A 14,350-nucleotide genomic window follows, 5' to 3' on the forward strand; every position below is an offset into this window, starting at 1 on the left:
TTCCCTCACTACCCATATTTTTTAACACTATTAGTTCATTGATATATAAAGGCTAATTTTGGGGATACTTTAGACTGGCGGCTCAGTTGGCGTATCAATCTCTGGAATATCCAAATTGCTTTGATCAATTTTACCAATACCTGCATGGGCAATCACATGGGCTTTAACATCCATAACTGGCGTCAAAGTATACTCATAAGGTGCTTGGTAAGAGCTGGTTGGCGTTATGCCCGAAGCTGTTACTTCTGCTGCCACATCACCATCAGCCACATCGCCCCAGCTCACGCCTTCACCTAAGTAATTACCCGAAGTATTCCAATAACCAATTACTTTTGAGTAAAAAGATACCACAGGGTTTTTAGTATTTTCAAAGTAGTTATTCTCAATATGTAGCTCTGCACCCATTCGAGAGTTAATCGCGCTAGAGGTGATATTGTTATAATAGTTGTTGAAGAGATGACCTTGACCAAATCTAAATAACGGAACTCGCGATACAATGTTTTCAAACCGGTTATGGTGAAAGGTAATATGGCGATTCTTGTTGCTACTTGAGTCATCATCACTGTGACCATGTAGCGATGTTTTCCAACTATCATGTAAATAGTTATACGAGATAGTGATGTTTTCAGCTCCTGATTTAGAATCGATTAAACCATCGTAATAGTCTTGATCAACATTTAACGATGAATAGAGCTCGTTATGATCGATCCAGATATTCGCGGTTGGTTTATTTTCATCACCTTCTATCGAAATACCATCTTTACCGCCGGTAAGTACTTCGTGGATTTTTAAGTTTTGAATAATGATGTTATTAGCACGGCGAATAGCAATGCCGATACCACTTAGCTCACCACGATCTGCTACACCGATGATGGAGATATTATCCATATCTTTAATTTCGATGGAAGAATTGTCACCGCCGCTGTTCGCATCAGTAATGACACCATCCACATAAATAGTCACTGGAACACCAGATGATTTTGCTTGTGCTAAAGCCGATTTAAGCGCTGTGCCATTATCGACCGTTACCACAGTGCCTCCTGCGCCACCGGTTAGGTTAAAATTATAACCAGCAAAACCCAGGTTATTATTCACCGGTGTTATTGCAACTGGCTCATCGGGTAATACTGGGATGGCAAGTGGTTCAGGTGTCCAACCTTGGCCATCGTTAAAGCTGGCAAAAATAGCGTTACGGTCAAGTAAGTTAATCACGTCGCCGTCTTGCATAATGTAACCGCCAACACGAGCACTTAAATCAAGGGCATTACCTGCTAAGTCCATGCTGCCATACTCGCGCCAGCCACTGGTAGCAGTTGCAACTTCAGGGTTTGGAGCCGGTTGATCATTCACCCCTTGCACTGCCCAACCTGAGGTTGCAATGTGAGTGTCAAACTTATTATTGATAAGCGTAATGTTATCAAAATATGTATCGCTGCCACCACTGCGTGCAATATAGGTTGAGTTATCAAGCACATCATTACCAATTGGGCCTGGGCCATGGGTAAAACTACTGTTTAAGAAGATAAACCCAGGATCAGTCGCCACTGGTACGCGTGCTTGTAATACATAACCTCCAGAGGTGTCTTTTGTTGGATCATTATCTTTAGAGTCACCAATAGTGCGAATTTCGCTATTTTCAAATAACGCAGTAACTGGATAGCCCCAAATAAAGTCAACATTACCAGCGACTAAGCTGTTATAGAACCAGCTATAACCTTTCAGTAATAGGGTATCTTGTTCGCTGATAAAGCTGGCATTATTAGCCACTAAACGACCATTACTATTAAAGTAAATCGTTTCAGCTTGGTTTGAATCAACCTTGTTACGCAAGTGAGTATTTTTTAATGTTAGGTTGTTGAGGGTCAACATATCGGCACCTTCAACTAAAAATACACCACGACCGCCACCCGGTGTGCCAGAACCTACAGGCGCACTGCCACCAGAACCACCATTAAGTGTTTCGTAGTTTTCGTACTGAATAACAGTATTGTCTTGGCTTTGCCCTTGTATGGTTACGTTATTTTTATTGCGTAAGAACAGCAACTCATTATAGATACCATCTTTTATAGAAATAGTGGTTTGTTCGTCTTTGCCAAGGCTTGCCATCGCAAAGTTGAGGGCACCTTGCACGGTTCTAAAGTCAGCAACACCATCGTCATCAACCAATAGTTGGTTGCCCGCTGGTGCATTGACTTTAGTGGTGAACGTCCATTGGCTATTATCACCTAAGCCGACAAAGTCAGTTCCGTTTAATTGTGCGCCTATTACCACATCATCACCAATGACAACACGATAGGTATGGCCATATTCAAGTACATTATTATGTGGCTTGATCGTTAAAGTATTACCTTCAAGGCTAAGCGGGAAGTAATACACAAAGCGCAGTCTATCTTGGCCTGTGTAGCCAATTACATCGACATTTTTACCCACTTTGAGGGTATCAACTAGGGTGTTGTCGTTTTGTTTATAAATACGTACTTCACCTAAACTGCCAAAGGTAGGGGCATTATCAAAAGTGATAGATAACTGAGTGTCAACAAATTGATTATCGCTAGCAATCGCTGGCATTACTTTAGTTGTTAAGTCACCGTAGACAGTAGTTGGCATTACAAAGCCTTCTGCAACAGATACTTTAATAGTACGCGTAATACTTGGATCTGAATCTGATACAAACGTGACTATTGCGTCACCTGCAGCAATCGGCGTTAGGGTGATTATATTCGCATCGATGCTTACACTTAGCACTGCATCATTACTTGACGTGACAGTGTAGGTATCAGCTGTGATGCCATCGTTTTTGATTGCTGTGACATTGATCACAAGTGGGTCCATAGTGGTACTGGTATCCCAAGCTGGCTCTTTATAATCAAGGGTTAGCTGAATTGGTTTGATGCTTGGGTCGCCCACTTTTACATCATCAATTTCAAACGATCGATTGTTCGTAAACACCCCAATCAAACCACGCGCGGTATAGCTGGTATCACTAGCAGTGCCCATTATTTCACCGTTTAAGTATACGGTTAGTTGATCATCAATCATCTCAAAGCGAGTGGTGTACCAAACGCCATCTTCTGTAGCACCTTTTTCACCGAGTAAAATGGGTGATTTTGTTTGCACTGGACGCGCAATTGAGCCTTCGCTACTCACGGCAACTTCCACTTGGGTACTGCTTGATGAGTTTTGCACATTTAAGCCACCAGCGTACCAGTTACCGGCATTTAAATAGCGTGCCATTAAGTAAATTTGCTTATTGGCCGTGGTGCTATTTTGGCGTGGACGGATTTTCGCTTCAACAAAGTAGTTACCTGTAGTCGGCACGTTAGCCATCGCTTCTTCAGTGGCTAAAATCAGCTCACCACCAGCACCACCTGCTGTGTAACGCATCATGCTATTGCCCATAATGTCGAGTACATCAAACTCACCCATTGGGGCTTCAGTGTTATCTGGCTTGGCTAAAATTTGCCAATTAGTTAAATCACCATTGGCAAAGTCATCACAAAAATACAGCTCTGGCGCATCTGCGCAGCTAAATACTGATGGATCTTTAACATACTCAACTCTGAGGTTATTGATAACCACAGTGCCACCTGTTTCAGTACGTAGCTGTAAAAATGAATTTTTAGTCGCAAGTTGACCTGGGACTGTTAAAGTTTGGCCAGCAGTAAGCGAGTTGATTAATTCATTATAAAAGCGAGAGTCATTACCATGGATTGATTTAGAGCTGCTTGATGAGTTGTTATCCACATAGATTTGGAATTTATTATCCCCTTCAGGGTCGCTCACACTGACGATATCCATCACCACTTGATACGGACGAGACAAATCTAAAGCACCACTGGTGGTGGTATCTGTTGCGGCGGTTTCAATACCTGGCGTAGTATTACCTAATGTGAAACGACCACCATCGAGCTCTAAACCGGTATCAATCACAGTGACTGAGCCACCCGTTTTGCTAAACATGGGTATTTCATCGCCGTTAGCATCAATAATTTTTTGATGATCAACAGAGAAAATATCCGCAGTAAGCGCGGTAAAGTCAGTGGTGATTGGTAATTCTACTGTTGGGATCTCACCCTCTACAGGAGGGTCAATGGGTGGCTCAACAGGTGGTTCAACATCTGGCACATCCGTAGCGACAGTTTCAATGGTTAAGTTATCAATGACAATCATTGCCGCTGAATCAGTGCGTATTTGGAAATATGAATTTTTAATCTCAGGATTTAAAATACCGCGGGCATCGACATGAGTCAGATCTGGGCCAGTATTTACATCTTCGCCTGGAATGTAGGTATATGAAAACCGTTGACCTGCAGGGGTGTTGGTTTCGTTTATGTCTTTACCATAAAACTTTGAAGCACCGCCATGCACTGAATTACTTTGGCTGGCGGTATTATTATCAACATACAACGAAAGGCCACCGGCTCCATTGTGAGAAATAACATCAAAGCTGATGGTAAATCCTTCGCTTAAATTATAAATCCCCACACCTGAGGTATCAGCCGCTGTTGATTCTTTACCAGGCAGGGTATTACCGATGGTAATACGGTCGCCTTCGAGAATTAGTTGGCCTGCAATGTCGTCAATTTCTGCGCTACCACCGCTTTTAAAATACAATGGGCTGCTGCCTTGCTCATCAGATAAGCTTTTATAGCTTGATGAGAAAAAAGTTTCAGTGTCAGTATCAAATTCTTCAATTAGGGCTAAGCCTGCTTGCTCTGCGAGATCGTTAAGCTTTATGAGCTCTTCTTGCGCTTGCTGCTCGGAGAACACTAAAATATTGTTTTTAGCATCATCATTACTATCACAAGTAAGCACCAGTGTTGCCAATTCTGCCGGATCGCTGGTGGCACAAACGCTGTAAGTATTATTAACCGTATTGTGGGAGCGAGAAATAATATACTCAGTGGTAGCAGACTCACCTTCACCAGATGTTAATGCAAGTACACGATTACCGAATAAAAATGTATAACTACCGGTTGTAGTCTCACTGCCATCTACAACATGACTAAAAATACCTGCAAGGTTTGCTTCATCGTCTGGTGTTAACACTAACTGTGCAATGCTTGCTTCACTGCCTTGTACTAGTGGGTTGTAAATGGTGCCGGTAAAATCAGCAGTATTAAATGCTAAAGGCTGAGTGCTGTTGTATTGCTTAAAAATAAAATCGACAAAGTGCACAATAGCTTGATCAGCTGGAATTAAAGTACTGTTGGCTGAGCCTGCATCAGCGAGCCATGCATTAACGTTAGCCTCAAATTCATCGCTGCTGAAATAATCAGTCACTGTTTGACCTTCACTAAGCGTCATTTGAGCTGCCTGCGCAGCTTGCGCGCTAATGGTGATGCCATTACTAGGATCGCCATCAACATCGAGTGACTGCAATAAACGTAAGCTATTTATAACAGCAGGGTGAAACACGGTATCTGTTGAAAATAAAGCCAGTGGAGTAAGTACGTTGGCAGCGGAAACTGTAGGGAAGGTAAGTGCACCGATAGAGAAATCGATAGCTTCACCTCTAAAATAATCGAACTGACCTTCAGCATTCGTTACACCATTGCTGACCGACGGACTATTGTAAGTTAAACCGGCAACTGGACTGTCAACAAACACCCCTTGAATAGGTGGCAACGGTGCTTCTTTGACATTAACTGAACTTTCTTCACCGCAGCCTGCTAAGATCAAGCTGATCAGCAAACACGATGGTATTTTTATTGTATTATTCATGCATCCCTCCAAGGATGAAAGCGTGTTTTCTACGCGTTAATTGTGTGTGGTATTAATAAGTTAGTTTTTTATTATTAGTAAAATTTATAGTTCATACCCAACTGGAACGTACGGCCATAATCTTCTCGTTGGTAGAGAATTTCACCACCGGCTAAATCATTCCCTTTGAAGTAACGTAAATCCGCTTCATCGGTTAAGTTAATCGCGTCAAAGTACACGCTGAGGCTGTTCGTAAAGTCATATTTCACTTTCATATCAAAGGTTAAGATATCGTCTTGGTATATATCAGCCCATGACTTACAGGTGTGGGGGTCTGATACGGAAGCTGATACGGGACAAGAGCCAACCTCTTCAAGAATATCTGAGCGATAATTACTAATTAGGCGGAACGAGAAAGTCTCATTTTCCCAACCAACAGCAACATTACCGGTGATATCTGCTTGGCCAGGTAACTGCATTTTGTCTTGACGAATAGTGGCGTCGAGTTCGGCTTCGCTTTTTACAAAGGTCATATTACTTTGCCAAAATAAGCCATTTTCGAAGAATTGGTTGTAACTGAGCTCTACACCGTACACAGTGGCTTTATCACCATTGAGGGTGATATCAACCTGATTGAGAGCTAGATCTTGAGGAATAGCAAAATCAGACACTTGGTTTACAGGTAAAGTAAGCGGTAGCTCATCGATGCTCATTTGAATACCGGTGACATCCACGATGAAGTTATCAATATTTTTATAAAATACCGCCGCTTCCATAAATAACTCTTTGGATGGATACCAGCCAAATGAGGCATCAAAGTTATCTGAGGTCATGGCCACTAAATTTGGGTTACCTACTTGTAGCGCATTGTCAGGCCCTAAAATATAGCCTTGTAAATCAATGGCACTTTGCCCGTCAGGAGTGCTGTAGCATTCGTTGGTTGTTGGATCACATAAGCTAATATCACTATCAAAACGTGCAAAACCACGGGCTTGTTTAAATGAAGGGCGAGTATAACTAGTCCAAAGTGACGTACGCACTAACATTTCAGGATTCGGTTCGTAGCGTATATGCATACTTGGAAAAAATTCACTGTAGGTAATGGATGCTTCTGGTAAAGGCACCGAAATATCTAAGGTGTGATCTCCGCCAAAATTCCAATCATCATTTGATAATGACATATAACCGGTTGATGAAAATTCGGTATGTGCATAGCGAACACCGGTAATAACACTTACCTGCTCTGATAGCTGCAGCTCAGCCATAATATAGGCTGCGTAGGTATCTTCGTATAAGGTATAGTCTTCTTTAGTGCTGTCGATTGACACCTCGCCACCGGTGGCACTGTCGCGTGTAATTTTTGTTGAGTCAACCATGTACTCAAGGTCTTCGTTGCTAACAAAAGGGTAGGTAAATAAGCCACCCTCAGGCACCGCGAAGTTATAATCAGTCACATTTGAGTTGGCGACGGTAATACAGGTTTCATCTGTGCCACAGTCCAGTGGATTTATTGCATAGCTCCAGCGATCTTTATCACGAAAGTGTTCGCGTTCGTTATAAGTGCCACCAATTTTAATGAAATTCAGGTACTCAAAATCAAAGTCTTTTTGTAAGTTTAACTTGATACTCGTGACTTCGTCTGTTCGGACACTGTCTTCCATAAATAAGTTGTCGTATTCCATATTTGATAAATCGCTGATATCACCATCGGCTTCACCGGCAAAAACATCATTATCTGGATCTAACGCAAAACCACCTAAGGCAGCTGCTTCTTCAGGAGTAAGCACTTTCGCAACAATATTATTTTTACTACCTTGACCGTAGACAATATTTTCGCGCTCACGAAATTGCACGCGGCGATCACCCACAGATTTATCATCTGTTTTAGAATACGCGTATTCATAATCTACACGTAAAGTATCGGTAATATAGTTTTCACCACCGATGCTGTAATTGGTTGTAGTCGTTTCACCTTCTTGAATGAAAAATTGGTTGTAAATATCGATATCAGACAGTGCAAACTCTTTTGTATCAGCATTTACATAGATAATCTCATCTGCTTGGTCGCCATTATAAAAGTTATAAAACTCTCTTTGGGCAACGTCATTATCGGTGTAATTTGAGTAGTTACCACGAATGTAATAAAAACTGTCTGCGGTTGGTTTAAACTCAACATTAAGTGTTGCAGTGGTACGTTCTCTGTCGGCTATTTCACGGCGGTTTTCGAGTTGCGCGGGGATCAAAATTTCTGGCGCGACACTGAGTTCTTCTTCGCTTAGACCAATTCCCCCTTGTAAAAAGTTTAATTCGCGAGTGCTATGATGGCGTACTTCATCTACTTGGGTTTTTCTATCTTCATAGGATAGAGCAAAACCAACCCCTATTTTCTCGTCTAAAAATAGTTGTGTGCCATCAATGCTAAATTTAGGCGATTGCTCTTCACGTAATTCACTGTATGAATCTTGAAGCTTCATTTTTAATGTGTTTTTGCCACGATCATACGCAGAGATGGCTTTTACGTTGACTGCACCACCAATTGAATTGAGGTTCATATCTGGGGTAAGGGTTTTAAATACTTCAATGGCACCGAGTGAATCACTGGTGATGCCATCAAGGCCAATTTTACGGTCATCACCTGCGCCAGACAGTTCTGCACCATTCATGCTCACTGATACGAATTTAGGGCCTAAACCACGCACGGCAATGTATTTTCCTTCACCTTCACTGCGTTCAAGTGTCACACCTGGGATTCGACGCAGTGATTCTGCAACATTTTGGTCAACAAAGTTTCCCATGTCATCCGTGGCAATCACTGAGCTAAATGCTTTTGCATCGCGCTCCATAGCACGTGCTTTTAAATCTGCTTGATAAACGCCTGTTACAGCAATGATTTCAATATCATCTTCAGCTTCTACGTTTTTTTTATCTGCTGTTATTTCGGCGTTTGTTGTTGGTTTGTCACTTTCTAGCTTTGGCTGTACAGGATCAGCTGTTTGCGCATAAAGTGGCATAGCTACCATTAATGCTGCTGCGATCGTGCTTAATCTCATGCTCTTCATCTTTGTTCCTTTTCCAGGCTTTTAATTGTGTGTGCAAGATATGCGATTCCCGTTGATTCAAACCCCAGTTTGCCACCGGTGGCAAAATGGGATAACATGAAGTTAACACTGTATTAATGAAACTGTCAATTTACATATTGACAATTTTTATTTTAACCAGCATTAAAAACGAAATAGCCAAGGAACATTATGCAAGTTCTGAAGAATAATAATTTAAACTATCTCAATATCGTATTAATAAGCATCATTACTGTGTTGACGATTTTTGTTTCGACTAATTTATACGCTGTACAAGTTAACACGCCATTGGCTTTTCCAACTGCAAAAGGATTTGGTAAATACGCGACCGGCGGCGTTGATGGCACCGTTTATAGAGTGACTACATTAGAAGATAACGTTGAAAAGCCACAACCAGGCAGCCTTCGCTATGCAATTGTGCAAAAGCATCCTCGCACTGTCGTATTTGCGGTATCGGGTGTGATCAAATTGGCAGGGGAGCTTAAAATATCACACGGTAATATAACCATCGCTGGGCAAAGCTCGCCAGGTGGGATTGCTATTGTCGGGGCTCCGGTTACGGTATCTGCCGCTGATAATGTGATTATTCGTTATTTGCGCTTTCGCTTAGGTACATTTGGTTATGCTGATGATTCATTAACGGTGCGTAACAGTGAGAATGTCATTATTGACCATTGTTCATTGAGTTGGTCCGTGGATGAAACTGCGAGCTTTTATAATAATCGTAATTTCACACTACAAAACTCAATGATTTCGCACAGTTTAAGCCATTCAATTCACCCAAAAGGGGATCATGGTTATGGTGGTATTTGGGGCGGCGTAAATGCCAGCTTTATTAATAATATAATTGCCAATCATGCCAGTAGAACACCAAGGATCAATGGTCATCGGCTTAAATCACCGTACCCACAAAATGAAGAGTTTGTTGAGCTTATCAATAATATTATTTTTAACTGGGGGCATAATAATGTGTATGGATCTGAAAATGGTCGTTTTAACCTGATCAATAATTACTACAAGCCAGGTAAAGCAAGTAAGAGAATGCAGTTTGCTGATATTTGGTACTCACCACAGATCAAAGAAAATCAAGCCTATATTATGGGGAATGTACTTGAGAACAATCCACAACTTACTGAGCATAATTACTTAGGTGTAAATTATCGCAAAGCAGTTAAAGCAAAACGCACCATCAGTAATGAGAATAGTCAGTGGTTAAGTGATAAAGCAATCATTACATCACCTATGCAAACAACGCTGGTTTATGTTAGTGCTGAGCAGGCATTTACTGATGCCATTAAGGGGCAAGATATAGGTGCAAGTCGCAATGCACATGGTTATTTCCATGACAGTATTGATACGCTTGTTTATCAACAGCTCACTGATAGTGTCGCGATAAAGAAAAATGGTTTGATTGATCATGAGTTTGAGCTAATTGGTAATTGGGATGCATATAAACAGGAATTTACAGGTGCTCCCGCAATCGTTGATGCTAATGAAGATGGTGTTGCGGATGATTGGTTCAAACAGCATCAGGTGCAATTAAAAAATGCAACTACAGCGCAGGTTTTGCAGCAGTACTTAAATTCGCTTAGCGACTAACAAAGAAAGCCTTGATGACTTAAAATAACCATTAACTCATCAAGGCTTTAATTTTAACAACAATAATGATCAACGAGTTTTAGCTAATTGTGCTGTTAAAAAGTCATCAATAACACTGGTCGTAGGCGTTAACCACGGCTGGAATAACCAAAATGAATGCGGCGCATCATCGAACTGGTAAACTTCACTGGGTATATGCAACGCTTGTAACTTTTGTATTGCGCTGTCTCGACCTGCACGAAAGCGTGGCACTGAGCTATTAATGAAAAGTGTCGCAGGCGCGTTTTTATCAATATAGAAAATAGGCGATGCGTCGCGCCAACGCTGTGGGATAGTTTCATACCTACCTCCCAACCACTTGCTGGCTGATGTGACGGCCTTGGCTGGGTTGTTTTCAAAGGGCAGTGCTTCAGGGGACGTGAAGTCACTTAAGCCATCTATATTGATCAGCGCTTGGACCTTAAATCGCTTGGAGTTAGTGTCTCTGCTATCAACAATTCCGCCGCTGTAGGCTAACAGCGCGGCTAATTGGCCACCTGCAGAGCCGCCCGATAAAGCAATCTTAGTGCTGTCTATATTATACTGATCAGCATTATTTTTAAGCCAATAAAACGCATCAACTAAATCCTCAACTGCTGTAGGATAAGGCGCTTCCTCGCTGAGGCGGTAACTGGGCGCAGCAACAATATAACCACGGTCTACCAGCGCAATTGCAAGTGCTGTCATTAATGCGGGGGTGCCTGATTGCCAACCACCCCCGTGGATCAATATGATCAAAGGCGCTGTTTGCGTTTGCTGCTTTTGCTGATAAATATCTAAAGTCTGTGCACTGGTTTTAGTTTGCTTGTAAACCAGTGCTTTATGAGCGATGACAGAGTCAGGAAGTGTCGTTGCGGGCACCTGCATGTGTGGATAGTGTTTGATTAGTTTTTTATAAGTATTTTCAACGGTGTAATCAGCTGCTATGCATGGCTGAACACATAGCAATAATACGGCAAAAAAGTTCAACTTTTGATATTTAAACATATTCATTTAATCCAAGGTGTCGTAACGGGCATAGTCAAAATCGGCATAGCTGCTAGCGCCAGGAGTGTGCGACAGGCTAAATAAGCCTAACTTAGCACCTACCCAGCGGCCTTTTTTAGCTTGGAAGTGTTCACCAATAATTTGAAACTCAGCACTTGCAGCGGTTCTATAACTAAAAATGGCTGTGGCGCCTGGTTGTAGAACGACTTTTAGTTCAAGATAGGGTTGTGTCAGTGGTTGTTGCTCTACGATACTTTCTTTACAGCCTTTTCTCGCATTAAAACAGTGCACATAGACTAGCTGTTGTTCGCCAGTAGAAGATGTTTTGATACCCATCCATGCATAGTCTTCACCAAATAAAATTAGCCCTGAGGAACTAGCTAAGCTTGTTTTGTTGACCTGCAATGTGGTCGTAAAAGCAAATTGCTCTGCGGGAATTTTTTGTAGTAACAAAGAAGGCGTTGACCATAAATTAGTACTATTTTGGGCTGTAATTGGCTGCGAGTATAAGCGTAAAAACCCGGGGTTGTCTGTCAGTGAATACCAGCTGCTACTTGGATTTGCATTCCATTGCCATAACAAATTTAATTCAGGGCTGTTGAATTCATCATTTTTCACTATGCTGGTGGGCTGTGGGTTAATTTTGCTTCTAGGTTTAGTGTGCTGTAAAACCGGTTGCCCAGTTCCATTACCATTTTTATCTATGCCTATGATTGGCCAATCATTGTCCCAGCGCATAGGTTGTAAATGGGTGATTCGACCATACGCTTGTTTGCTTTGAAAGTGAATAAACCAGTCCTCATCAAATTGGGTGTGAACCCACGCACCTTGATGAGGACCGTTGATCACTGAATTACCTTGCGCCATTACTACTTTGGCTTCATAGGGACCGGTAATTTTTTTTGCTCTAAATACCGATTGCCAACCTAAATCTACCCCACCCGCAGGCGCAAAAATATAGTAGTAACCGTTACGTTTATAAAATTTAGGACCTTCAATGGTGCGATATCCAGGGTAATTTTTACCATCGACAATGTGTGTAAATTTATCACTGACCCAACTTGCGTCATCTTTCATTTCACGCAGCGTTAGTACATTATTAAAGCCAGCACGGCTTTTTGCCCATGCATGTACTAAGTACGCTTTGCCGTTGTCATCCCATAAAGGTGCCGGGTCGATCAATCCTTTACCCGCTAAAATAAGCTGTGGGGTTGACCAAGTTCCAGCAGGATCATCTGTTGTGGTTACATAAATACCAAAATCAGGATCAGGGTAAAAAATCCAAAATTTATTATCATGAAAACGGATTGTCGGCGCCCATACTCCATTGCCATGTTGTACTTGTGCAAAGTGCTCTTGTGGCAGTTGTATCGGCAGCGCATAATTTATTAATTGCCAGTTTACTAAATCGGTAGAGTGTAAAATAGGCAAGCCAGGTGCAGAGTTGAAGCTAGATGCTGTCATGTAATAATCGCCATTAACAGCGACTACATCCGGGTCGGAATAATCGGCATGCAAGATTGGGTTTTTATATTCGCCATTACCAAGATCTGCTTGCCACGGGCTTTGAGTGTGTGTTGACGATAGTAATTTCGACTCTTTTGCATAACCTAGGCTGCTACTTAAGCAAGCGAGAAAAAGTGCTAAATAGAAATAGTATTTGTTGCTTAGCATCGGTTATTTCTCCATTTCTAAACTAGCAAGAATAAAAGGGCCGACTGCTTTAGGATCGTTCGCGCGTACATTTTCACTGATGTAATAAGCAAAGCTGCCATCTCGATATGGATTTGCGCCAAGTCCTGCTACTTCACATACTTGTTGGATTGATAAGGTATTATCTTTTTCACGTTTAATAAAGTTGCTAACTACAGCATTAAAGGTATTTTTTGCAATCACTTGGTAGCTATCAGACAAGTAACCTTGATTAACAGCTCTTGCAATCGCATAGCTGAGCATAGCACTGCCTGACGACTCTAAATAATTGCCGCGTAATTCACCTTTATCTGTAACTTGATACCATACACCGGAGTCAGAACGCAGCTTTAACATGTTATCTATCAATGTATTAAAGCGCTGTGATAGCCACGCTTTTTTAGGCTGATCATTCGGTAGTTGATCTAATACATCAACCATTGCCATGGCGTACCAACCGATAGAGCGCGACCAATGATTAGGTGATTGTCCGGTTTTTTTATCAGCCCAACGCTGTTGTTTAGATTCATCCCAGCCATGTACAGGTAGAGAGGTGTCACTGCGATAAGTATGTTGTTCAATTAATTCAAACTGTTTTATAACATCATCATACTGATCTACTGTCCCAAAGCGGCGGATATATTCGGCATAAAAGGGGGCTGCCATATATAAACCATCAAGCCACATTTGCGAGGTATAGCGTTTTTTATGCCAAAAGCCACCATCAATTGTGCGAGGTTGTAATTTGAACTGTGCATATAAAGTATCGAGAGCAAGGCGATATTTACGGTCTTTTGTTTCATCAAACATAAAAAACAGTAACTTGCCGGCATTGAGCATGTCGAGATTATATTTACTCATTACGTAGGTTTTAATACTGCCATCTTCCATTACTAAAGCGTCTACATATTCTTTAATGTAATTGAAATAGCGTTGCTTTGGTTGATGCTGATAGAGCTTGGCAAATGACATTAACACTAAGCCATGGGTGTAGTCCCAGCGCGGTTCAGTGCGCCAATCAATGGTGTACGCCTGTGGATTACGAGTCATCTCAGAGTTAGCCATTTGCACGGCATAGCTCGGTGAGTTGTTATTATTTTGTGCAGACACATTCATTATTGAGCAGAGTAAGCAGCAGATAAAAAATGAAAAAATATTTTTATTTGCGCTGTTTTTATTGGTGTTAAGTATACGCATCATAAATCCTTATGAGCTAGTGTGCTGATGTTGTTGAAGGGAAGTGAGTGTTAGCC

General features: G+C 41.7%; 6 protein-coding genes. 1 reads left to right on the forward strand and 5 read right to left on the reverse strand.

Going from position 1 to position 14,350, the window contains the following annotated elements; genetic code table 11:
• Positions 1-69: 69 nt before the first annotated feature.
• Together NDQ71_RS21410 and NDQ71_RS21415 are read right to left on the reverse strand one after the other, a co-directional pair.
• Positions 70-5,724, reverse strand: coding sequence for a pectinesterase family protein (locus NDQ71_RS21410; protein ID WP_301562698.1), 5,655 nt, complete (start codon positions 5,722-5,724; stop codon positions 70-72).
• A gap of 74 nt (positions 5,725-5,798) precedes the next feature.
• On the reverse strand, positions 5,799-8,762 hold the full coding sequence (locus NDQ71_RS21415; RefSeq protein WP_192541044.1) for a TonB-dependent receptor: 2,964 nt from the start codon (positions 8,760-8,762) through the stop codon (positions 5,799-5,801).
• Positions 8,763-8,951: 189 nt separating this feature from the next.
• Between NDQ71_RS21415 and NDQ71_RS21420 the strand changes: the two genes are divergently transcribed.
• Entirely contained in the window at positions 8,952-10,379 is a 1,428-nt protein-coding gene (locus tag NDQ71_RS21420; protein WP_192541045.1) for a polysaccharide lyase family 1 protein, read from the forward strand.
• 69 nt (positions 10,380-10,448) lie between these two features.
• Here the strand turns inward: NDQ71_RS21420 and NDQ71_RS21425 are convergent, their stop codons facing one another.
• From NDQ71_RS21425 to NDQ71_RS21435, 3 genes are read right to left on the reverse strand one after another with little or no spacing between them, the layout of a single operon-like run.
• Positions 10,449-11,411 (reverse strand): alpha/beta hydrolase, encoded by a 963-nt coding sequence (locus NDQ71_RS21425; RefSeq protein WP_225736511.1) that lies wholly within the window; start codon positions 11,409-11,411, stop codon positions 10,449-10,451.
• A complete protein-coding gene (locus tag NDQ71_RS21430) occupies positions 11,412-13,079 on the reverse strand; it encodes a glycoside hydrolase 43 family protein (RefSeq protein ID WP_192541046.1) in 1,668 nt (555 codons plus the stop codon).
• A gap of 3 nt (positions 13,080-13,082) precedes the next feature.
• Entirely contained in the window at positions 13,083-14,297 is a 1,215-nt protein-coding gene (locus tag NDQ71_RS21435; RefSeq protein ID WP_301562699.1) for a glycoside hydrolase family 105 protein, read from the reverse strand.
• Between the last annotated feature and the right edge of the window lie 53 nt (positions 14,298-14,350).

Source organism: Pseudoalteromonas sp. KG3, from assembly GCF_030436385.1.
Taxonomy (GTDB): Bacteria; Pseudomonadota; Gammaproteobacteria; order Enterobacterales; family Alteromonadaceae; genus Pseudoalteromonas; species Pseudoalteromonas prydzensis.